This window comes from Cedecea davisae (assembly GCF_044095835.1).
Lineage (GTDB): Bacteria > Pseudomonadota > Gammaproteobacteria > Enterobacterales > Enterobacteriaceae > Cedecea > Cedecea davisae.
The window spans coordinates 1,699,913-1,722,996 of sequence record NZ_CP172054.1 but is presented as its reverse complement, the minus strand read 5'-3'; the positions used below and the strand labels follow the sequence as shown (position 1 = coordinate 1,722,996).

General features: G+C 47.4%; 25 protein-coding genes. 23 read left to right on the top strand and 2 right to left on the bottom strand.

The features are described 5' to 3' along the window. Positions 1 to 4 precede the first annotated feature (4 nt). Positions 5 to 1,387 (bottom strand): MFS transporter, encoded by a 1,383-nt coding sequence (locus ACG1VR_RS08500; RefSeq protein WP_199963249.1) that lies wholly within the window; start codon positions 1,385 to 1,387, stop codon positions 5 to 7. A 442-nt stretch (positions 1,388 to 1,829) separates the two neighbouring features. Between ACG1VR_RS08500 and amiA the strand changes: the two genes are divergently transcribed. From amiA to ACG1VR_RS08415, 17 genes are all read left to right on the top strand, one after another. Then, on the top strand, positions 1,830 to 2,666 hold the full coding sequence (gene amiA / locus ACG1VR_RS08495; RefSeq protein ID WP_199963248.1) for an N-acetylmuramoyl-L-alanine amidase AmiA: 837 nt from the start codon (positions 1,830 to 1,832) through the stop codon (positions 2,664 to 2,666). Positions 2,667 to 2,771: 105 nt separating this feature from the next. Beyond that, the gene (locus ACG1VR_RS08490) at positions 2,772 to 3,812 is read left to right on the top strand and encodes a porin (RefSeq protein WP_395490704.1); all 1,041 of its coding nucleotides are present in this window, start codon (positions 2,772 to 2,774) and stop codon (positions 3,810 to 3,812) included. 268 nt (positions 3,813 to 4,080) lie between these two features. Further along, positions 4,081 to 5,001 (top strand): hypothetical protein, encoded by a 921-nt coding sequence (locus ACG1VR_RS08485; protein ID WP_199963246.1) that lies wholly within the window; start codon positions 4,081 to 4,083, stop codon positions 4,999 to 5,001. A 134-nt stretch (positions 5,002 to 5,135) separates the two neighbouring features. Next, positions 5,136 to 5,321 (top strand): AlpA family transcriptional regulator, encoded by a 186-nt coding sequence (locus ACG1VR_RS08480; protein ID WP_199963245.1) that lies wholly within the window; start codon positions 5,136 to 5,138, stop codon positions 5,319 to 5,321. 17 nt (positions 5,322 to 5,338) lie between these two features. Beyond that, positions 5,339 to 5,911 carry a DUF2857 domain-containing protein gene (locus ACG1VR_RS08475; protein WP_057067592.1) on the top strand — a complete coding sequence of 191 codons (573 nt, stop codon included), beginning with the start codon at positions 5,339 to 5,341 and terminating at the stop codon, positions 5,909 to 5,911. Between the two features lies 1 nt (position 5,912). Beyond that, complete coding sequence (locus ACG1VR_RS08470) at positions 5,913 to 6,122, top strand: TraR/DksA family transcriptional regulator (protein WP_044711713.1); 210 nt, start codon at positions 5,913 to 5,915, stop codon at positions 6,120 to 6,122. A gap of 643 nt (positions 6,123 to 6,765) precedes the next feature. Next, a complete protein-coding gene (locus tag ACG1VR_RS08465; RefSeq protein WP_395491073.1) occupies positions 6,766 to 7,473 on the top strand; it encodes a lytic transglycosylase domain-containing protein in 708 nt (235 codons plus the stop codon). Beyond that, entirely contained in the window at positions 7,473 to 7,766 is a 294-nt protein-coding gene (locus ACG1VR_RS08460) for a TrbC/VirB2 family protein (RefSeq protein WP_048216043.1), read from the top strand. Before ACG1VR_RS08465 ends, ACG1VR_RS08460 begins: the two co-directional genes overlap by 1 nt. A gap of 10 nt (positions 7,767 to 7,776) precedes the next feature. Further along, positions 7,777 to 10,521 (top strand): VirB3 family type IV secretion system protein, encoded by a 2,745-nt coding sequence (locus tag ACG1VR_RS08455; RefSeq protein WP_395490703.1) that lies wholly within the window; start codon positions 7,777 to 7,779, stop codon positions 10,519 to 10,521. Positions 10,522 to 10,541: 20 nt separating this feature from the next. Next, positions 10,542 to 11,246 carry a type IV secretion system protein gene (locus tag ACG1VR_RS08450; protein WP_395491072.1) on the top strand — a complete coding sequence of 235 codons (705 nt, stop codon included), beginning with the start codon at positions 10,542 to 10,544 and terminating at the stop codon, positions 11,244 to 11,246. 11 nt (positions 11,247 to 11,257) lie between these two features. After that, on the top strand, positions 11,258 to 11,485 hold the full coding sequence (locus tag ACG1VR_RS08445; RefSeq protein ID WP_395490702.1) for an EexN family lipoprotein: 228 nt from the start codon (positions 11,258 to 11,260) through the stop codon (positions 11,483 to 11,485). Positions 11,486 to 11,495: 10 nt separating this feature from the next. Next, positions 11,496 to 12,560 carry a type IV secretion system protein gene (locus ACG1VR_RS08440; RefSeq protein WP_395490701.1) on the top strand — a complete coding sequence of 355 codons (1,065 nt, stop codon included), beginning with the start codon at positions 11,496 to 11,498 and terminating at the stop codon, positions 12,558 to 12,560. 83 nt (positions 12,561 to 12,643) lie between these two features. Further along, positions 12,644 to 12,781 carry a hypothetical protein gene (locus ACG1VR_RS08435; protein WP_181919763.1) on the top strand — a complete coding sequence of 46 codons (138 nt, stop codon included), beginning with the start codon at positions 12,644 to 12,646 and terminating at the stop codon, positions 12,779 to 12,781. Further along, complete coding sequence (locus ACG1VR_RS08430; RefSeq protein ID WP_395490700.1) at positions 12,774 to 13,457, top strand: type IV secretion system protein; 684 nt, start codon at positions 12,774 to 12,776, stop codon at positions 13,455 to 13,457. The genes ACG1VR_RS08435 and ACG1VR_RS08430 overlap by 8 nt, the downstream gene beginning before the upstream one ends. Then, entirely contained in the window at positions 13,457 to 14,356 is a 900-nt protein-coding gene (gene virB9, locus ACG1VR_RS08425) for a P-type conjugative transfer protein VirB9 (protein WP_395490699.1), read from the top strand. Before ACG1VR_RS08430 ends, virB9 begins: the two co-directional genes overlap by 1 nt. Positions 14,357 to 14,375: 19 nt before the next feature. Next, positions 14,376 to 15,626: a VirB10/TraB/TrbI family type IV secretion system protein gene (gene virB10, locus ACG1VR_RS08420; RefSeq protein ID WP_395490698.1), complete on the top strand. Its 1,251-nt coding sequence runs from the start codon at positions 14,376 to 14,378 to the stop codon at positions 15,624 to 15,626. Then, positions 15,619 to 16,005 (top strand): hypothetical protein, encoded by a 387-nt coding sequence (locus tag ACG1VR_RS08415; protein WP_395490697.1) that lies wholly within the window; start codon positions 15,619 to 15,621, stop codon positions 16,003 to 16,005. Before virB10 ends, ACG1VR_RS08415 begins: the two co-directional genes overlap by 8 nt. Here ACG1VR_RS08415 and ACG1VR_RS08410 read toward each other — a convergent pair. Next, positions 15,936 to 16,943 carry a hypothetical protein gene (locus ACG1VR_RS08410; RefSeq protein ID WP_395490696.1) on the bottom strand — a complete coding sequence of 336 codons (1,008 nt, stop codon included), beginning with the start codon at positions 16,941 to 16,943 and terminating at the stop codon, positions 15,936 to 15,938. The two genes, ACG1VR_RS08415 and ACG1VR_RS08410, sit on opposite strands and share 70 nt — an antisense overlap. 37 nt (positions 16,944 to 16,980) lie before the next feature. On the opposite strand from ACG1VR_RS08410, the gene virB11 reads away from it, so the two are divergent. The 6 genes from virB11 (at position 16,981) to mobC (ending at position 22,422) form a co-directional block, all read left to right on the top strand. Further along, positions 16,981 to 18,000 (top strand): P-type DNA transfer ATPase VirB11, encoded by a 1,020-nt coding sequence (virB11, locus tag ACG1VR_RS08405; RefSeq protein ID WP_395490695.1) that lies wholly within the window; start codon positions 16,981 to 16,983, stop codon positions 17,998 to 18,000. Then, entirely contained in the window at positions 17,997 to 18,395 is a 399-nt protein-coding gene (locus ACG1VR_RS08400) for a cag pathogenicity island Cag12 family protein (RefSeq protein ID WP_269933812.1), read from the top strand. The genes virB11 and ACG1VR_RS08400 overlap by 4 nt, the downstream gene beginning before the upstream one ends. A gap of 44 nt (positions 18,396 to 18,439) precedes the next feature. Beyond that, positions 18,440 to 18,742 carry a TrbM/KikA/MpfK family conjugal transfer protein gene (locus ACG1VR_RS08395; protein WP_199962825.1) on the top strand — a complete coding sequence of 101 codons (303 nt, stop codon included), beginning with the start codon at positions 18,440 to 18,442 and terminating at the stop codon, positions 18,740 to 18,742. Between the two features lie 47 nt (positions 18,743 to 18,789). Next, complete coding sequence (locus ACG1VR_RS08390; protein WP_199962826.1) at positions 18,790 to 19,095, top strand: dpoa decarboxylase; 306 nt, start codon at positions 18,790 to 18,792, stop codon at positions 19,093 to 19,095. Positions 19,096 to 19,783: 688 nt separating this feature from the next. After that, complete coding sequence (locus ACG1VR_RS08385) at positions 19,784 to 21,658, top strand: type IV secretory system conjugative DNA transfer family protein (RefSeq protein ID WP_199962827.1); 1,875 nt, start codon at positions 19,784 to 19,786, stop codon at positions 21,656 to 21,658. 11 nt (positions 21,659 to 21,669) lie between these two features. Continuing rightward, positions 21,670 to 22,422, top strand: a complete 753-nt coding sequence (gene mobC / locus ACG1VR_RS08380) for a MobC family replication-relaxation protein (RefSeq protein ID WP_199962828.1) — start codon at positions 21,670 to 21,672, stop codon at positions 22,420 to 22,422. Positions 22,423 to 23,084 lie beyond the last annotated feature (662 nt).

Below are 23,084 nucleotides of genomic sequence, written 5' to 3'. Positions count from 1 at the left end.
AGATTTACATTACTTTCTTAACAAAACCAACGTCATGAGAAGCAGATTTATAGCGGAGATAACTCACCGCCAGAGACATAAATGAGAACAATGCTCCGGCGAAAAGACTAATATTTGTTACATTACGCCCAAAGTTATTAAAGAAAAACGCCACCAGCACAGAACCAATAATCTGCCCAATCAGACGTGAACTGCCTAATAATCCGCTGGCAATACCGCTATTTTCATGTGGGACCGAAGTCATAATGAGAAAATTATTAGGGGACTGGAATAGTCCAAAACCAAAACCACAAATAGCGATCCGCCAGAGGATCTGCAGATTCGAGGGTTGTACGGGCAGCCATGTCATTAAAAGAGTGCCTATCAAAAGTAGTAATAGTCCGGTAAATGCTACCAGGTTGGGCTCGAACTTTTTGATTAGTTCACCCGCGACCAATGACGTCAACATTGTCGCCAGCGGCCATGCCGTTAACAGCATGCCAATTTCAACGACATTGCGGTTTAATACATTATGAAAATAAAATGGTAAGGAGACATATGCCAGTAACTGCGTACTATATGATAACAAAGACATTAATAACGACAGAGAAAATGTCCTGTTGCGAAATATCGCAACCGGGATCAAAGCATCAGTAACCTTTCTTTTTTGATTCAGATACAAAGTGATTGCCAGCACGACAAGAATAATCGAGCTTGGGATAATGTCTAACACGTTGTTCCTCGCCAGACCCAGCATCATCATTGAAAACGAAGCGAACGTCAGGAAAACCAGCAACGCACCCGCTTTATCAAACCGGTTTTCGGTACGTTGCGTCGATTTGAACGATACAATACAGAGCAGCAATGAAATACAAGCGATCGGTACATTAATAGAAAACAACCAGTTCCAGTTCGCAACTGACATAATAGCTGAAGCAATTGACGGGCCCGCCGCTGCGGAAACAGAGACCACCATTACATTAATCCCCAATCCACGACCTAACAACCGGGCAGGATAGATCTCTTTAATCAACACCGCATTCACACTTAGAATGGCCGCAGCCCCAAAGCCCTGAATGACGCGAAAAGCCGTCAGCATCATCAGTGTTTCAGAAAGTGCACATCCTAACGAGGAAAGCGCAAAAAAAATCACTCCAAGAATAAAAATACGTTTGTTACCTATTTTGCCTCCTAATGCAGCGAATACCAGCAATGAAGCGACCACAGCAAACTGGTAAGCATTGATTATCAGGATGGATGCAGCTTCTGAGACGGCAAAATCTTTGCCAATAACAGGTAAGGCAACATTTGCGATAGTGCTGTCCAGCATCGCAATCACTGTACTAAGTGATACAGCCAGCACGGCACCAATGTTGAGTTTCTCTTCTTTGATATGTTCAGTTGACATAATTCCTCCCCAGAATAAGTCATCAAATAATGGACAGACTCATTCTATATGTCGGCACACCTTTAATTGTTACGTTATAACATAACTTATGATAATGAGAATAATTATCTTTTGAAAGGAACTATATCAATATGTTTCCAGCAGGAGTCCATTGTCCTTTTTGATAATTCAGGATTTAAAGTAAACAGATGGGACAAGGGCTAATCAGCAGTGGTCTTGCAGATTACGATCATACTTGGAGGCCTGATGTCATCATGATTCAAGCGATGAGAGGTAGTGATGGATACTAAAAATCCAATTTATCAATACATTGGGAGCCACGTGATTTTCCAGTGATTAATATTAAGTAACCCGAAGCAACAAAAAATAACATTCAAGTCCTCGACCTCAAATAATTCATAACGTTATAACATAACAAATCAATCCGTATGAGGCGGCAACATTGAACACCAACATTACCCGACGAAAACTTATTCTTACTGGTTTAGCGGCCCTCGCAACCAATACACTGGCTATACCGCTTACATACGCACATATGCGACCTCAGCTACGTCATAAGCATTCCTCCCTCCCAACAAATGGGCGCAGGAAATTTACGATAATGCTAGATCCTGGACACGGGGGGATTGATTCCGGCGCAGTGGGTTGTGAAGGATCTCTGGAAAAACATGTAGTACTGGATATAACCTTTAAGATAAAAGCCATTCTCAATAGCCACGGTATTAATGCACTACAGACGCGATCGGATGACACATTTATTCCACTATACGATCGCGTACAGATTGCCCATGCACACAAAGCCGATCTATTTATGTCCATTCACGCCGATGGTTTCGCAAGTCCTGCAGCCCATGGAGCTTCCGTTTTTGCACTTTCAACACGGGGAGCCAGCAGTGCTATGGCAAGGTATCTATCCAAAAGTGAGAATGCTGCTGATAATATTGCTGGAAAACAAATCATTCACAGAGACAAGTATCTCGACAAAATCATCTTCGATCTGGAACAGACTGAAACCATCAGGGAAAGTCTTTTACTGGGATCACATTTAGTTCACCACATTTCTCCTGTCCACCATATGCATTCAAACCATACAGAACAGGCAGCTTTTGCTGTACTTAAATCACCCTATATCCCATCTGTCCTGGTTGAAACCTCTTTTATTACCAACCCACAGGAGGAAAAATTATTAGGCACAACGGCATTCCGCAACAAAATTGCATCCGCCATTTCTAATGGCATCATCAGTTATTTTAGCAACAAACAAAACGCTTCAGCATAACGATAATAATCTCATTCTATTGGATTTAAGCAATGAGCATATGTCGCGGTAAATTGTCCACCCTGCCACCATTCAGATGCTGAGCCATCTTTAGGGATGTTTATCATGACATTGCATTACCTACGCTATTATTTTATATCAATCACACTACTCTTTTCACCCTACTCTTTAGCAGTCAACGTTCTTAACCAGGACGGTAAAAATCTCGATTTTTATGGCACTATTATTGCGAGACGTTTTACCAGTAATAACATCAAAGATGATGGCGATCGTAGCTATCTCTATTTTGGGTTGATTGGGAAGCATGACCTTACCCACAACTGGCAAACCTATGCTCACTGGGAATATACGGTTAGTGCATCAGATGCCAGCAGAAATGCAACCCGGCTAGCGTTTCTGGGTGTAGACAACCCGTACTGGGGAAGCCTGGATATCGGCCGGAACTGGGGGGTACTGTACGACGTAACCTCAATAACCGACCGCTCTCCCTTATTCAGGGAAATGTCCTATAACTACATTGACAATTTCATGCGCGGCCGAGCCCTTAATCTTATGACGTGGCGCAAAAAATTATCGGTCTTTCAACAGACTGTGAAATTAGCGATGCAATATCAGTTCAAAAGTAACAACGGAAATCGAGCCTTAAGACAACAGAACGGCAATGGTATCGGTACTTCCCTGTCCTGGTTCTTTACGCCAAAGCTCAGTGCACTTTTTGCTGCGTCATCTTCCGAGACCACATTTTCACAGCAACAAAATGCCGGTTACAAAAAAAATATTCGGACTTTCGCAGAGGGGCTTAAGTACCAGAGCAAAAAACTTTATCTGGCCACTGTTTTCACGCAGAGTAATGATGCCATCAACCCCCAACCTCACAATAATAATACCAACGCCTTCAGCTATGAAGCCCTGGGTAAATTTATGCTGACCGACAAATTTCAGCCCAGCATTGGTTACACTCACCTGACGCAAACAATCGCTGGCCAACGAACCCGAGTACTGGATTATGAAGAAATAGGCTTTAGCTACTATTTCAACAAAAATATGCAGATATTTTTAGATTATAAATTTAATAACATCAGAAATAGCCCTGCCGGGATTGACTATGCAGATAAACTTGATACAGGGATAAGTTATCACTGGTGAAAACGTATCCAGAGTTAGATGGATTCTGACTCTGGACAACAGAGCATGGCTGAAATTAACGGATATGATATATACCGATAAAGACCCTTTCCCTTGCACCATTGGTGACAGCCACTTACAAGCTATAAAGAAGAAACATCAATAAGATAATTTATTTTTCTGAACCTCGCATGCCTATAAACACTGGAGTATGTCTCACATTGATAGCAATCAATTAACATATAGCATCAGATAATACCCAAAAAAAACAAATAAAGGAAAATTATTCATGTCCTGGAATAGCAATCTCAAGCTTATGGCAAAAAACTGGTTAACAATACATGAAGCTGTGCAAGTGATTAATGAGACATTCGACACTTCAATTACAGAAAGTACCATATATCGATGTGCACTTTATGGGCAAATCAATCTATCCATTTACTTCCAGTCTCCGGTAATATTACGAAAAATAGCTAAAAATGGAGAAAAGGTAAAAATATCTATTTTGGACAATTCAGAACTAAAGAGACTCTGCTTTCTTGATAAGCAGTGTTTCATAAATAATAGGAATCTTATCATATCTACTGAAGGTGATTACTTTTCATCTCGCAGAAATATTTTTGATACTAACCTATTTGGATTTGAATACATTATCATTCAAAGGTATCTAGCAGACTCACTCAGAATATCACCACCTATTAACAATCCTGACGCCATTAATTTTGGCATTACTGTTACGAATGCAAATCATCTATTTTTGCTTTTCAATAAAATATCATGGGAAGAACAAATTCAGAGCAAGATAAAATACTTATCGGATGAGGCCACCTCTATAATCAAAGAGTCTTCCTGGCGGAATGAAAAGCGGGAATATACGGCTCCATGCTACTTCCCAATGCATGACTTGCCACAAGATGCTTGTTTCGTTATCAAATGTGTTGAAATTGAGAGATTAATAGAAAAGCTAACCATTGACAAAAACTCCACGTTATCTCCGACGAGAATATCTACGCCCTTATCCCGGCTTTTCTGGTTAGCCTGTCATCATAATGAGGTTATACGCCCTCTGGTGAAACAACCTTACAAACTCTTGTCTATATTTGAGGAATGGGCAATTGCTGATGGCATCACCGATCATCTCAGCGGTGATACGCTAAAAACGGCGCTGGAGCGTGGCTCCCCTTTATCGTATAAAACTACAGTGAAGTAGTACATCCTCAGTGTATATATCGCTCAGATCCGTATTACGAGTCAATATTTTCGTGATACGGGTTCACGGTCTTTATCTAAACATCATTCTGTGTTCCTTTATGATAGCAATGCCATAAGCCCCTGGAGGAACAAATGCCATCTCATCAATTATTACGCCTCAGACAAGTCGAGCAAAAAACAGGTCTTAAACGTTCACAAATCTATCTGTATATGAAAGACAAGAGTTTCCCACTCTCAATAAAAATCGGCCCAGCCAGCGTAGCCTGGCTCGAGTCGGAGATTGACGAATGGATTAATCGTAAATTAGTTAACCGCTAAGACAAGAGAGATAACTTATGTTTCCCTCGCTGAATTATTACGTACTCACGGATGTAATATATGCATTGAAGGAAGGTGACTTATCTTACGCTGAAACACTTGGATTTACCCTTGAAGAAATCAACGAAATCAGTCAGTTACCCTTTGATTCATTATTTTCTATCTGCCACTCTCCCGTATCATTTATTGCGGTAAAAATTCACCATGACATTTTACGCAAACGGTTGGAAAGAGTACGTACTGAAACCCAGTATCATCAGCAAATTAATCGGGCGATCCGATTAGGTGGATCTATAGCATTACTAAAGCATTATTTCGGTCTTACTTCTAACGATGTCTGTCTCAACCGCAGATTACAAGGCATATCTGTACCGTATGGGCGCACACCTCTACCTGATGAAACCATGGATGCCACAATATGGTGCCGATGGAAGGCGTTAAAAGGAAAAAGCCCTGATGCTAATGAAGCACTTAATATCATGATGCAGATCACCGAAGAATTAGCCTCGGAGCCCAATCCCCCCTCACTCACTGTTGTCTGTAACCGAATCACATTTTGCGAGCAGGGAAGGACAGACAGGAGGACATGATATGCCTGACGAAGTTGATCGCGACCAGGAATTCAATGAGCAACGTCTGGAGGAAATGATTGAACAAAGCCGTTTCAAACCAGCAGCAACGCCTTCCCTGTATCACTGTCAGTTCTGCGGCAGACCAATTCCTGAAAAGCGGAGGCGCACTCTCCCAGGAGTAACAACGTGTAGAGAATGCCAGGAAATGCTTGAACGACGTAAACGCTAATATTAACAGCAAGACGTGCAGGGAATTAACACCTCGCACGTCTTTATATTTCACTATTAGTAAAAAAACAATCACCGATTATATCTTCCCTCCCCCCTACACTACTAAATTTCATCCCAAAAAAAACTCTTAGCATTTCATTTTCACTTTATCATTCCGCTTTATAGTAATTAAATCCATCCTGATAGTGTTTCTGCTCATCGACCTGACAGTAAGGAATTTATTCAGCCTTGGTAGAGCACCGTTCTTTAATAATTTATATCAGGCTATCACACAACCTTAATTCAGTGTGCCGCTGAATGTTCTCGCTGACCCGTTGAAATCGGAATGCAGAATTGGGATGTGACCCGTTTATTATTATTTTGATTGGAGAACTAACCAGATAAAACCAAGTGACATATTTTTGTCGATCTGGAATTTTCAACTGATACGCTGAAATACAACATCTACCGCAAAAACATTAGTGCAGCATTTATCCGAATCAAAATTCCTGTAAAGAATATTCCATGACACTCTTTATTATGGTTTCGGCAGTCCGGCGCAAAGCGCTCACAATCTCGAAACCACACATTTAACCCTTCAAGTTTCCCTCAGCATGCATGGTACATTAGCTATGTACGCTGCCCGCATTCCCGAGGCTACTATGCTTTCCACATCTGCCTTTCTGGCGGTGGCCATGCAGTGTGCCGCCAGCATTCATCCATCCACAGCACTCGACGTCGTAAGGGTGGAGTCCAATTTTAACCCTTATGCGATCGCAGAAATTATCCCAAGGGGCTCAGGCACCTTCAGTCACAATAAAATCATTTCTCATCAGCCCACCAGCCGGGAAAGAGCAGAGCGAATCATACGTCGCCTTGTGGCGCAGAGCCGCCGTTACTCTGTGGGGCTGATGCAAATTACCAGCACCAATTTCCATCATTACGGTGTGACAGCCTCTGACCTGCTTGATCCCTGTACCAATTTGTCTGTTTTCGAATACATCCTCAACGACTGTTACCGACGCGGCGGCTCGCTGAAAAGAGCACTGAGCTGCTACTACTCCGGCAATTTTCGTACCGGAGAACAGCCGGAAGCGGCTTTTTCCGGAACCAGCTATGTGCAACGGATTGGTTACGCTGCAGCTCCCCACTATGCCGTACCCGCAACCCACGAGGATAAATTGACATCCCCGCCGTTCCTGAAGCCTACGCCTGTAGGTGACCAGTTACGTCCCTGCGTGATCTGGCCGAAGGGCGTGGTTCGTGGCGTCCCCCCAAAATTCCGCCAGAAGAAAATTGCCCTCGAAAAGATCTCTACGCCGTCATTGCGCCGGAGCCTCTCCCTGTCACCCCGTGAGGAGAAAGAATAATGACACTTTGCCGCATACTTAAGGCCGCTTTCAGTCCTGTTTCCGCATTTGCACTCATCGTCTGTTCTGTACCCCCGGTTTTTGCCGACGGCTTTCAACGCGCAAATACCGTGATGGAAAAAGTCGCCACCGGCCTTAATGGTCTGGCAGCCATCACCATTACCGTGGCCGTGATCTGGGTAGGTTACAAGACACTCTGGAAAGGCGAAAGCCTGTCCCAGTGCGCCTACATCATCATTGGCGGCATCCTGATTGGTGGAGGCAGTGAAATCGGCGCACTGCTGATGAGCTGAGAGGTTATCTATGGCAAAGCTGCTTAAGGCAATGAAACGTCCGGCGGCACTATGGGGGGTGCCGATGGTGCCTCTACTGGCTGTCACGGGTATCACCATCATCATTGCTGTCTGGACCTCCGTCGCTTTCCTTGCCCTACTCCCGATTGAATTTCTGCTGATGAAATCGCTCACCAGGAATGAACCCATGCGGTTCAGCCTGATAGCCGTCTGGCTCAGGGCAAGAGGAAAACCTGCGGCAAACCGTCTATTTAGCGCAACAGCATTTATGCCCATTGAGCATGATGCTGTTGATATTACGGAGTTTCTCAACGTCATGAAACTGAATCAGAGTGCCACGCTCAGGAAATACATTCCGTATTCATCGCATATTCATCAACATGTCGTCCGCTCACCCAATAGTGACCTCTACTGTACCTGGGAACTGACGGGCACTCCGTTCGATTGTGAATCAGAAGAAACGCTCAATATTGACCGTAACCAGTTGCACGGACTTATCCGCTCTTTCGAGGGGATGCCGATCACCTTCTATATCCATAACGTAAGGGAGCCATTTACCGATTCGCTACATAAGGTATCCGGCAACTCTTACGCTGATGAAGTCAGCCGTCTGTATTATGCCTCGCTGGAGGCTAACCCGTTTCGCCGTAACCGCTTGTTCCTGACTGCCTGCTACCGCCCTTTTGCCAGTCTGGAAAAAGCCGGACACCGGCGTATGAAAGACGGCCAGAAACTGAAAGAGCTTGACGGTGCGTTGCAGGAGATGCTGGAAATTAAAGGTACCCTCGATACCGCTCTGTCACGCTACGCCGCACACTCTCTTGGTACGTTCAGCGAAGAACAGGCGGTATTCTCCTCCCAGTTATCTTTTTACGAGTACCTCTTGACGCACCAATGGCGTAGAATCCGCGTCACCCGTGCTCCTGCATATTCGGTCATGGGATCGGCAGCGCTGTTTTTCTCCGGGGAGTCTGGACAGATAAACCATGCCGGCGGCACCCAGTATTTCCGGGGTCTGGAAGTTAAAGAGTTCCCTGAAGAAACAGCGACTGGGATGATGGATTCGCTGCTTTATGCCCCCTGCGATTATGTCATCACACAGTCCTACACCTGCATGTCACGGGAAGAAGCCCGGAAGGCCATCAAACGCACCCGACGTCTGTTAATGAGTTCAGATGATGATGCGGTGTCACAGCGGCTGGATCTGGATGTGGCACTTGACCTGCTGACATCGGGAAAAATTGCGTATGGAAAACACCATTTTTCCATCATGGTGTTTTCCCACACGCTGGATAGTCTGGTAGCCGATACCAGCGAAATCAGCAATGCCCTGAACAACCTCGGCATTATATCGGTTCCCGCCGCGCTTTCGCTTTCAGCCGGGTATATGGCACAACTGCCCGGCAATTATCATTTGCGGCCCCGCAAGGGTGAGCTGAGCAGTCAGAATTTTGTCGAGCTGGCTTCGCTACACAATTTCTATCCCGGCAAGCGCGATAATGCGCCCTGGGGGAATGCGATGGCCATACTGCGTGCCCCCTCAGGGGATGGCTACTATCTGAACCTTCACAATACGCTGGCTGACAAGGATGAATTCAACGAGAAGAATCCAGCCAGTACCTGCATTCTCGGTACCAACGGTTCGGGTAAAACCATGCTCATGACGTTTCTGGAAAACATGCAGCAGAAATATAGCCGTATGGAGAGTTTTTCTCCTGACGCAAAAACCAAACGACTGACAACCGTTTATCTGGATAAGGATCGTGGCGCTGAAATAAATATCCGGGCATTGCAAGGCCGTTATTACCGTATTACACATGGCGAGCCCACCGGGTGGAACCCATTTTCGCTGTCGCCCACGAAACGCAATATCAGTTTTATCAGTCAGTTGATGAAACTGCTGTGTACGCGTAACGGTGCGACTATCACACCCCGCAATGAGCGACGTCTAAATGACGCCATACTGGCGGTGATTGGTAATGAACCACAGTACCGTATTCATGGGATCACCCGTTTACTGGAGAATCTTCCGGAGCCTGCGACCCGAGAAGCCCAGGAGAATGGCCTGAGTATTCGCCTGTCGCAGTGGGCGCAGGGTGGCGAGTTTGGCTGGGTGTTTGATAACGCATCAGACACCTTCGATATCAATCGCTGCGATAACTTTGGCATTGACGGCACAGAGTTCCTTGACGATGCGAATATCTGCGCACCGATCTCCTTTTATCTGCTGTACCGCATTACCAGCCTACTCGACGGACGTCGACTGGTTATCTTCATGGATGAGTTCTGGAAATGGCTACGTGATCCGGTATTTAAGGATTTTGCCTATAACCGGCTGAAAACTATCCGTAAGCTAAACGGGATGCTGGTTGTAGGAACCCAGTCCCCGGCGGAGATCATCAGGGATGAAATTGCGCCCGCCGTGATTGAGCAGTGTGGGACGCAGATTCTGGCAGCTAACCCCAGTGCCGACCGGGCACACTATGTCGACGGAATGAAGTTTGAACCGGAGGTGTTCGACGTCGTGAAAGCCCTGGATCCGCAGGCCCGTCAGTATGTAGTGGTAAAAAATCAATTTAGACGCGGCGACATAAAGCGTTTTGCTGCACGTGTGACGCTCGATCTTTCCGGTATCGGCAAGTACACAAAAGTCATGAGCGGCAGCGCCGACAACCTGGAAATCTTCGACTCTCTCTACCGTGAAGGGATGCAGCCCGATGAATGGCTGGATACCTACCTGGCTCAGGCACTCTGAAAACCCACAGGAGATTCATGATGAAACGGCGTTTTCATGCATTAATTATTGCGTTTGTGATCATCAACCCGCTGGCACACGCAGGTATCCCTGTTCTGGTGGATGCTGACCCACTACGTGAGCTCGAATGGCTGAAAGAGGCACAACGCTGGATACAAACAGCGCAGCATTATGAGAGCCAAATTCAGGCATATAAAGACCAGTTAGCAACGGCCACCGGTGTCCGGAATATTGTTGATTTCGTTGATCAGGCGAAGAGTCTTAAATCAGATCTGGAAAAACTGCGTAAGCCGGGCCAGACACTCAACGACCTGCTACTTTCTGGCGGCACCGCCGGGCAGTTCGATGCGCTATACGCAAAGTACCGGGTTTTTGATACGTGCAACGCGGCGCAGTCCGGAAGCTATGCCGATATCTGCAAACAACAGGTCATCAATAAGGCAATTCAATTTGAGCAGACTGACGAGATCCAGGATCAGGTCAGCCAGGCACTGGGCGAGATCAACAACCTTTCGAACCGTATTGCACTCTCTAAAGACTCAAAGGAGTCGCAGGACCTTGCCAACAGTATTCAGTTGAAATCAGTGATGCTGAACACGCTCACTGATCAGTGGGAAATGAGTGTGAAGGCGGCAGAAAAACGCGGAAAAGTGCTGGAGGATGAGCGTCTCAAACAGTGGAACCAGCAGCAGTTAACTGCACCAACCCCCGATTTAAACCGCTAAAGGAGTTTCACATGCGTTTATTAACCCTTTCGTTCCTGTCCATTTTATTCCTCATCATTTGCGGCTGCAGAGACGAAACCAAAACGACCCAGTGGTACAAAGATCATCCCGATGAGCTGAAAACAGTGTATAAAAAATGCCTGAAAACCGGCGATGCCTCTGAAAATTGTAAAAATGCCAATGAAGCTCATTTTCAGATTCAACAGTTAAATTCCCCCACTCCCAACCTGAATTCATAGTGAGGTTAATATGCCTGGTGGTGTATTTATCGGTGTTGAAAAACACCTGATAGGGGGAGTCACCGACGCAACAAAGGGACTGATGATGTCATACTCCGCCATGATGCTGGGACTGGCGGCAACGTCAGCGACACTTTATATCATGTGGCGTGGATACCAGAGCCTGGCAGGTAAGTTGTCCACACCCATGGAGGACATCATGTGGGACATCATAAGGATTGCCATCATCCTGTCCTTTGTGGCCAATGTCAGCGGTTATCTCGACGGGGTCATTGACGCGATCAATGGCTTAAAAGAGGGCTTTTCCGGCAACGATAATATATGGCAACTACTGGATAGCCTATGGGATAAAGCGAAGGTATTAGGCAAAACGTTACATGACATGGATAATTCAACGTACATAAAAGACGAGGGCATCACAGCTCAATTTTATGTATGGCTTGGGATATTCGTATTAATGACTATTACAGCCTTTGTTGCAATGATCGCAGAGGTCATGGTTTTGCTGCTCAGCATCACAGCCCCCGTATTTATCTTTTGTCTCATGTATGGCTTTTTACGTCCCATGTTTAACAACTGGCTGCAAAATATTTTCGCCGCCATATTAACGGTTCTATTTTCTGCATTGTCGCTACGAGTGGTTGTCAATTATTTAAACTCACGCTTAGATATTGCCACACAAATATCTGCACAATCTAATATTGTGGAGCTAGGTGCTCAGGTCTGTCTCGCCGGGGTCTGCGCGGCAATAATGGTATACCTTTCCGCAAAACTGGCCGGAGCGCTAGCCGGGGCGGGAGCCACTGTCTCCATGCAGGGACTGGCCGCCGTGGGTATAGGCGCAGCGGCGTTTGGTGCAGGGAAATTGGCCGCAGGAGCCGGGAAGCAGACAACCCGCGCAATTCAGCACAATCTTCAGGGATGGAGAGATGCCAGTACAGATAAACCCGGCAGCGGCCCGGGATACAGAGCTGCTCAGGCACGTAAGTATGCCATTGAGCAAATGATCGCCAGGAACGAGGCCCGGCGTCTGGCAAAATCAAGAGAAACAACCGTTCAGAAATTCCATCGTTAAACTTGTCATCCCTTGCATACTATTTCCGTCAATCCCCACAACGCTAACACAACCCTCTCTCCAACCCACTGAGGAAACATCCCATGAAACGCTTGATTGCGCTGATTTTACTGTGCGCGCTTTACGGCTGTGCGCAGTCTCCCCATCCCCTGGCCTTTAGTGGGCATGGCATCCCGGTAAACACGCCTCAGATGATGGCGGAGTTAAACAATCATGAGTGAACAGTCAATCATTGCGGAGTCCCGTACCTTTGAGCAGAAAATGATTGAGCGGGACAAACGCGTCACGAAGGCCGGGTTTATGGTTGGCGGCGCGGGCTTACTCATTGCCATACTGGCACTCACAATTATGGTGCTGCTATTACCGCTGAAACAGACAGTTATTGAGCTGTACGCTGTAGATAATCATACCGGACGGGTGGAGCACGTCACCCGAGCGTCAAAAACGAGTCTGACAGCGGAAGAAGCTTATCAGAAGGCGATGACCTCAAGTTACGTCAGAGTGCGTGAACGTTACATTTACCCTGCCCTACAGGACGATTATTCCACGGTACAGGTTTATAACAGCCCTCAGGTTAATGATGATTATCTGGCACTTTATGCAGGAAAAGACGCCCCGGATAAGGTGTACCAGAATGAGGCCCACACCGTACATATCGACATCCTGTCTAATCAGATCACCGAAGGCACTGCCCCCGATAACGTCGCCACCCTCCGTTACAAAAAAACTATCCGCCGCCTCGCTGATAGCAGTACGCGTACAGAATACTGGGATGCCCACCTGACATTCCACTCCGACCCAAGTAAGGAAATGAGCGATACAGAGCGGGAAGTTAACCCGTTCGGTTTTACGGTGACCAGTTGGCAGGCAGATCGTGAAATCAGAGGAGTTGAATAATGAAAATTATCATCCTTTTCGCACTGGCGATGTGCGGTATAGCCTGGGGTGCTGCAATACCACAAGCAAGCCGCTACGACGCCCGTCTCCAGCAGGTTGTCTATAACCCGTTTAACGTCACTGTCGTCAATACCCGACCCGGTTTCGTAACCACGCTCATCTTTGACAATGACGAAGCGGTTATCAGTGCTAAACCAGGTTTTGAGGACGCATGGGAAGCCACAACAGACGCAAACCGGGTCAGTATTCGCCCGGTAGCCCTGATTCAGGGTGCCCCCGGAGTGGACGGTAATACAGCGCAGGAGGTCATTCCTCCCAACAGTCACGACTGGCATACCAACATGCTAATCGTTACCACTCGGCGGCTGTATAACGTCGAGCTAAACGTCATCGATGAAAAATCATCGCAGCAGCCTGCTTTTCAGGTGAGTTATCGCTATCCCGATGAAGCACACGAAAAAGCGGGCCGTGAAGTCACAACCAAAGCGCGGGAGCGAGAGCAGAAACAACAGCAGGCCGATATCCAGCAGGCTCTTAACGCCGCGCAGACGCCACGAAACTGGGACTATCTCAAATATCCGGGGAGCAATAGCGCACGTATCGTTCCGGACTTCGCCTATGACGATGGTCGCTTTACGTTCGTGGGCTTTTCCCCAGCTAAATCCATTCCCTCTTTGACGAAAGAGCTAAACGGCCAGGAGCATGTGGTTAACAGCAGTGTCCGCAGGAAAGGCAACTTCACCGTACTGGTTATTCAGGAGGTCACGCCCCATCTGGTCCTGCGTTCCGATGCCGCTGTGGTCGGCCTGGAAAATCGTGGTTTCGGCAGGATTCAGGTCGCAGATGGTGCCACAGTCTCCCCGCAGGTTGAGCGAGTGGAAAAAACCCCAACCCATTAACAGCTGAGGAACTGTACACATGAACGACGAGCATCTGCATCCTGTGCCAGATGAATCCAGGTCCTGTCCGACACAGAAGGATGATGATATTGCTGCGCTTGAGCGCGAGGCCCGCGCAAAGCGTGAAGCTGTGCTTCACACCTGGCAGGATGATGACAATAACGATCCCATACAGCCGACTGTCAATAAACTGAAAAAGCGCCGGCGGGGGAAAGCCACCGCTTTTCTGGCATTCGCTGCCGTTGTCCTGATTGCACTGACGTGGGGGGGGAACTGGATATACCGCAATCTTCTTTGGCAGCCCGGTGAAGAAAAGCCTCAGGAAACTGTGGCCCCGACAGATCGGACCGATTCCCGACAGCGTACCGATCTGGGTACGCACTATATCGACGCGAAAACACCAGAACCGGTGGACAACAACCCTGGTAGTACGACACCCAACGGATCGGAGGCTCTGCCCGACTTAGATAAAGCCCGTTTTCTGGTGCGCCGGGAGGGTTCAGGTTCGGCGGTACGAAATCCGGTACGGACCCGGCATCAGGAAATGGCGCAGGTATCCTCTACCGGGCAGCCGTCAGGGACACAATCTTCTGATACCGGTCAGCCGCTAAACACCTCGTCGCCACAGCCGGAATCGTCCCCGACAGCGGTCCGGCGAATTCCTTATAATCCCGATCTGTACGTGCCGGAAAATACCGCTATTCCCTGCTCACTGGATTACCGTTTTGTCTCAGATCGGGCTGGGAAAATCCGCTGCACGATAGCCGAAGACATCTGGAGCGCCAGCGGTAATACAAAGATGATTGAAAAAGGGACCACTGCCACGGGGATGTACCAGACTGGCGCAGAAACAGGAATGACGCATGGACAGGGACGCGCCTTCATCATCATCACTAAACTTCGTACCCGCCAGCCCCCTTTCCTTGATATTCCGCTGGTCGATACGAGTGCTGCCGGAGAGCTTGGCGAGGCTGGCGTTGATGGCTGGATCGACTCGCATTTCAGGGAGCGATTTGGAGGCGCATTGCTGGTCGGTATGATCCCCGATATTGGCGCATGGGCATCCAACAGCGCCGGTCAGAAAGATCGGAATACCGACTATACAGAAAACAGCCGTCAGGCTATGGCGGATATGGCACGTACCACGCTGGAAAACAGCATTAATATCCCACCGACTCTCTACAAAAATCAGGGTGAAATCATCAACCTGGTCACGGGGCAGGATATTGATTTTTCAGGCATCTACACGCTGAGGATGAAGAGTGAGTAATCGAAAGTTTTTGTTTGGTGTTACGGCGACAGACGTCATCGTAAGGGACGATTTCAGCAATGCTGTCGTCAACGACTTACTGTCACACCTTACCGGAATCAGAAGAATAGTCATGACATGCTATCGTGCCGGGGGCGCATTGATAGAACTCAGTATTGACTCAGGAGAAGAGCAACCCTTCTGTATCACCATCAGTGAAGGCCCTTTGGATGCACCGCCTTTTTCCTCGGAAGATATCCGGCTGGCACATAAGCAGATATCGCTGCCTGACGTCACCGATATACTCATTCTTGTGACAACATTAGCCCGCTACGCCGGGCTTTCCCCCTCCGTCTCCGGCGATGAAGATTCATCTTCCCTGCTGGAGTTCAGCTCGTAGTAAATCGCCAGTTGACGCAGCTTTGATATTTCAAGGTTGATAACGCTTTTTCCTGTGCTGTTTTCCCGCTCGGAAACAACCGGATTGAGTAGAAATATACGGAAATATCTGACGTTTTTAGTGTCCAGAATCTCATCGATATAATGACCAAACCGCCCTTTCGCCATCAGATCTTTACTGACATACAGACGAACAGGCTTCCCCTCATGTTTATCAAAGAAATTAATCAGAAAACCCCGACCATACCGATGCATGAGGGTCCCACCACCATAGATGACGCCCGAATACGGATTAGCCAATCCACGCTGTATATGCGTTATATATTCATGTAGATAGACCTGATCGTGGTGCATGATCCTGAGTCTCAACGCTCTGAACTCATCCTGAGGCAGCGTTTCTTTCGCTTCCTGCCATGTATCGATAAGTCGCTGAAGCTGGTTGGTTCGCGTGTAGCGACTCCAGCGGGGCTCTTCATTTGTGCCCGTTTTATCATCATCCCCGACCGTTTTTCTTGTGTGAACAGGCGTAACAAGCTTCACGGGATCGGATGGTTCGCCATCAGGATCATCTATTGAAGGGTCAAAGCAGTTGATATAGTCCGTCAGCTTTTGCTTTGCTTTTCGTTCTGTGAAATCAGCCTCTGACTCGTCTGGACGCCGTTCCTGATCCGCATCCTCGGTGAATTCGAGCCATTCACATCCGAACTTGTGAGGATGAGGTGAACGGAAGTGCGCAGCCTTGAATTTCTCACCATCTTCAGCTTTGACGTGATAGTTAACACCGCTAATGGTGACATCACAGTTGCGATCGCTACATGAAAAAGTGAACCGCTTCCTTTCTTCCGGCTTTCTGGAAAAAAATTCCGTTCGCGCTTCATCAATGGACAAACAGCGCCCGAGTTCATGGCAATAAGCGAACAGTACTTTCGTCTTCGACATACTCCCTCCACAAATGTATCCGATACAAGGATATCACATGAAAAACATCTCTCTCGACCGCTATACACAGCGATTTTTTGGCGATTTTATTGCTCATCCTGGACTAACAGAAATCGCCGTCAACCGCCCGGGCGAGCTATTTACCAAAATTGATGGTGCCTGGGAGCTGCACAGTGTTTCGCTGGATTATGAGGGGTGCTACAACTTCGCCAGATGCCTGGCAAAGCATCACGGCGACAATATTGAAGATATCAAACCGGGGCTGTCAGCCACGCTGGAATCCGGTGAACGTTGTCAGGTTATTGTCCCTCCGGCCTGTGAGCGCAACACCGTCTCCATTACTATCCGAAAGCCGTCACGGGTACAAATTCCCCACCAGAGCTACATCGACGCCGGTTTTTATAACAGGGTAACAGGCGCAGAAACCACTCAGACACACGACCAGGAATTATTGGGCCTGTATACCGCCAAAGATATCCCGCGTTTCATGGAGAAGTGCGTGGAGTACGGTAAAACTATCGCAGTGGCCGGGGAAACCAGTACCGGGAAAACAACCTACATGAAGATGCTGATTGGTTTTATTCCTCGCCATTTGCGTATTACGACCATTGAAGATAATCCGGAAATCACCTTTTTTGTTCATAAAAACTATGTCCACCTCTTCTATCCGTCCGAATCAGCAGATGAAAAAGGCTCGATTGTGACGCCAGCCAGTCTTCTGCGCTGGAATTATCGCATGAATCCCGACCGTATATTGTTGACCGAAGTGCGCGGTGGTGAAGCCTGGGATTTTCTCAAAATAACCGGCTCCGGCCATGAAGGCTGTATGACTTCCCTTCATGCGGGTTCAGCAATAGAAGCGGTAGACGGTTTTATTACTCGCTGTTATGAAAACCCACAATGCGCCCGGCTGCCCTACACGTTTATGTTACGCAAAGTGCTGGACAGTCTGGATGTTATTGTCAGTATTGATTTAGACGGCAACGTGCGCCGGATGAATGATATCTATTTCCGGCCATTGCACCGTAATGCCTTCTTCGAGGAGATGAAAGCATAATGAAAACCATCAATATACTGTTATTTTTAATGATGCTTACCGGCTGTTCGTCACCGCCCGCCCCAGTATCTGTTGAATGGGATAAATCGGGCGAGTCAGTGAATATCAATTTATCGCAATGGAATGACACCCCCGTTATTAATCCTTCCCCAGTCGTTAATGGGAAGTGGTTATTGTCCGTTCACTCAACGCAGTTTAACGAGACACTCTGGACCCCCGATGTATTTTACGCAGTTGCGCATTCGACGCGTATTGTTGTTGCTGCACCATCAGGTACAGCATTCTTTACTGCAACAAGCTGGCTTCGCCAGCATGGCGCAAAAGGTGTTATTGAATATCAACCTGCAACTCAGTGCCTGACGTGTAGCGATACCTATATTTATTTTTCACATTAAATATACCGATATCCTTGTACAGACATTACGGTAAGGACTTCATCATGAAATACGCCACCATTGCGATGGTAATACTGTGCATTGCCATTGTGCCCCCTGTTTATTGCTTCGCCGCGGCCCCATGCGAAGTCGTGCTTTGTATGTACGGGAAAGCGACCGGAAACAGTGGAGGGAGTGAGTGCCATTCAGCTGAAAAAACTTTCTTTAATATCGTCAAAAAGAATAAACACGGATTTTTACCCGGTCATACACTGAATGCCAGAAAAGCTTTCCTCGGAGAATGTGTCAGTGCCGACCCGAAGGCGGTGAATAAAATCCTCTCCAGATTTGGCAGGCTCAGAGGATAATAACCACCCGACCATTATGTTAGTACATTTTTTGGGGAGAAATAAATATGGATAAAGAAAACCTTTTTATTTCCAACATCCACTCAATGCATCATGACAGAATATCGGTCGGAGCCATATACAGAAAGTTCTCTGAGGAAGCGAATCAGGGATGCGGCCTTTACTATGAGATCTATGAAAGTAGACTGATCAGTTTATTGCGACATCATCTTTCGCGTCTTAATGAACAGGATGCTGACAAACTCAGACGATACGCCGAAAATCAGGGAACGAAAGTCGATGATGAAACCTACCGGGAGGTATTAAAGGCTGAACAGGAATGCCGGGCTGAAATATATCGCGAACAGGTGTGAACCACCAGTAATTACAATATGCTTCACAGCGCCACAGACTGACAGACGAGGGTTCAGGCTGGCTAATTTCTGGCTTCAATTTTGGAGAAATTGTTAAGCCGTGAAATAAGCCAGTGGAACGCGGACAGAAATTGTTAATTTTCAGGCACCGCATCCACCTGCGAACATTCGCCCACAGCGAATTAAGCAGGCCGGGGGAGCCGCAAAAATTTTGCCGCCCCAGCGAGCAAAAAGGCACGCCCACGTGCCGTTTTTTGTGGGGGGCTTGCCCCGCACACCGTCAAGCCAGGTAATATTTCCCGCCCCAGCGGGGATATTACCGATCAGGCGCGACCAACCCCTTTAAAGCAGCGTTCCCGTTTTTTGGAGCTTGCGAGAAAAAAACAGGCGAAACGTGCGTCTTAAAGGGGTTGGTCGCGCGTAGCGGGCGACGGTGTGCCGCCGTTGACCCTGGGGGTTTTGGCGCGGCGTTCAGCCACGACATTACCCCCATGCACCAGGCAATAAGGGCGTCCAGCCCGCATAAACTGGCGCACGTCGTTTCGGGCCGGAATGTCTATCTACCGGCACATGGCTGCACCGCAGCCACCTCTGTTTGCCCCTGCTTTCACCCTAGCTCTTCGCCCAACACCGTGGGGCGAAGAGCTAGGGTGATGTCATGGGGCGAATGGCCGATAAAGGAGGCATTATGGTGTTAAATAAGCTGATCGTTTCACTATCGCCGATAGTGGACGGCATGCTGGGACTGCTCGTTTTTATGCACCAGCATCAACCTATTTTGGCGCTATTCTCAGGGCTGACCATGCCATTCTTCGCGTCGATAAAAAGCGATGAACGACTCAAAGCCCCTTTATGGAAAAAGCTGGTGATAGTTTTTTCCATACTGTGCTTTTTGTTTGGCACAATAGCGCCCGTGGTGAACGAATTATTTCAATGGATATACCGAATAAAGATAGCCACCAGCAATACCGTCCTCTCCTGGCTGATACTGATTACCTCTACCGCAGCCGGTTTTGTTTTCCATATTCTTCTGCGCAGGGTGTTAACACCTGAACTCGATAAAGTAAAAAATCGGTTCGTCAGAAAAACCACTCTGGAAAGGGAATTACGTACTGATGTCCGAACGGTGAAATCGCTGCTACCGGAAACATTGCACTATAACCCGGAGGATTATATTAACCTGAGTAAAGGTATTTTTATCGGCATGAACAGAATGAAACAGCCGATGTACCTGCCGTTAAAAGACTGGCAAAAACAACATGCCGATATCATCGGGACCACGGGGGCCGGTAAAGGGGTGGCTACCGGGATATTACTTTATCAGAGTATTTTGGCCGGTGAAGGCGTATTTGTTATGGACCCCAAAGATGATGAGTGGGCCCCACACCTTTACCGGAAAGCCTGCGAGGATGCAGGGAAATCCTTTGCCCTCATTGACCTGAGGAAACAGGCATACCAGCTAAACCTGATTAACGATATCACCGCTGATGAACTGGAAGAACTTTTTGTCGCGGGTTTCAGTCTGGCAGAGAAAGGACAAGAGTCCGACTTTTATCGCATTGACGATCGCAAAGCAGCCCGAATAGCTGCACAATTTGTCGCCCGTAATACGACCTCAACCATTCGGGATGTGTATAACGGGGAATACGTTCAAAGTATCGCTGATAAGATAAAAGCCTTTTTCGGGAAAATTGAGGAGCTGGCCTTACTCAATGCCATCAATGCACCGACAGGATTTTCCCTCAATACAATATTTGATAACGGTGGTTGCTGCTATGTGATTGGCTCGATGCGCAACAGCAAAATTATTACCGCTCAGCGCATGCTGCTGGTTCGCCTGTACCAGCTGGCAGAAAGGCGCGACCGAGTAAACCACACACCCCGCCCTATTGCTATTTACCTTTCCGAACTGAAATACCATTTATCCAAGCCTGCGCTGGAAGGCTTAGGTGCGGCACGGGATAAAGGGGTACACATTATTATGGACCACCAATCCATTGCCGATTTAAAAGATTGCCCGGCGGATTTGAAAAGCGATGCCGTAGTGGGTGCTGTCGTGGAGAATGCAAAATTCAAGCTGGTTTATCGTGTCATGGACCCTGATACCGCTGAGTGGGTGGCAAGGATGTCGGGTACCATATTAGTCGATGATGAAGTCCGCAAAGCGAAAACAGATGCGGTGCTGACAGAGACTATCGACAGCGAACGCACCATCAGGCAGGCCGAGCGTTTCTTTATCGACAGTAATATGGTGCTGAACCTGCCTGATTTTGTCAGCTTTATCTTTACCACCAAAGCCCTCCCCTCTGCTTCACTGATTTCTCCCATCAGGGTAAAAAAAAGGGAACTGGCGATCTGTGCCGTATCGCCCGCTGTTGCCGCCACCGCCGCAAGAATCAACATTTCCCTGAATTTTGACGAGGAGGAAATGTCATCCGGGCCGTCATCAACATCAGTTATCACGACAGCGCAATCCGACCTTTCTTTTGATAAGGCGGACGAGAAACACACAACAACAACGAGTGCAGGTAAAGAGGATAATCCCTCGTCACTGAACTTTTAAAAGGGGGGATGATGCTTATCACCGCATACCGCGAGCGCCAGACCCGACATCGCGAGAAGATAAAACGACTGCTGAATTTCCTGAAAGAAGAAACGTATAGTGATTTTAAAACATTGATGCTGCTGTTCGGCTTCAGGGATCATAAATCACTGTATTCCCTGCTTTCAAAAGTTGATGAAATGGGGTTAATACAAAAACACGTCCTGGTATCACGTACGAAGAAAATTTCATTGTGGGGAATTACCAACGACGGGCTAGCGGTTGTAATCCAGCCTGACTATGAAATTTTCCCGGCCCGGTTTGAGCCTTCAAAACTCACAGGCTGGACGCTGGAGCATCACCTTGATAATCAGATGGCGCGGATCATTCTCGAAAAAAAAGGCGCATCCGGCTGGATACATGGCGATCGCACAACTTTCCTGAGCCGTTATCAGGTCAGTCACCGCCCGGACGGGCTAATTGTCCTCCCCAGCGGCACGGTGATCGCCATCGAGACCGAGCGCCATCTGAAAACCAAAGCCCGCTACCAGTCGATCATCGCCAGTCATTTACTGGCCCGAACGCGTAAAGACTGGATCTACGTTTTTTATATTGTGCCAGACCCGCAAAAAAAACGCGGTCTTGAACGGCTGTTTGACAGCATCCAGTACGTCATCGTTAACCATCAGCACATCCCACTGGAAACCCGCCACCGGAATGTGTTCCGCATCTACACGATTGACGAACTGCAACGTCTCGATATCGCTACCTCAATACAAATTTAAATTTTACTGAACTCATGATAATAAGCGACAGCTCTCATTTTATGATTCTGTCATGCGCCTAGTATAAGGAACTATTGCATTCAGGGGTGATCAGGATAGCTTTGGATACCATTCTTCAGATGCAAGAAGATCTATTCTCTGAAACAGCATGTGAGAGAAATTGCTCTACGGTGTGGTTGTGACTGTAGCCTATTTTTCTCGGTTTCGTTCATGAAGAGGTCGTTCACTGGACGCTTACTCCGGGCTGAAGCGAACTGATTTTAAGTTGTTTTTATAAAAAAAACACATGAATTACTTACAGTTAAATTGATATTTAATAAAGATATCGAGTGATTTCTCCTGGCATAAAACTGGAACACAAAGCCACTTTCAAAGTCATTAAATTGTTATAATTTTGTTAGTGGCATTTTGCGCGACAAATGATTCCTGTATTCAGAAATATGGGTATTAATGGAGCGTTAAGTTTGGGGGTATAAGTCATCAAAAGCTAAAGTGGTTCTTGGTTTACTGGAAATATCTCCGCATGCTGTAGCAAACCACCTGAGATACGTACGCAACCGTATGGAAGAGACTACCACTACTCAGGCTATCCTGGTCGCCATTATAAGCCGCGAATTCAGGCCCGAGAAAGAGAGTTAACACCAATCAACGAGGAATACGTA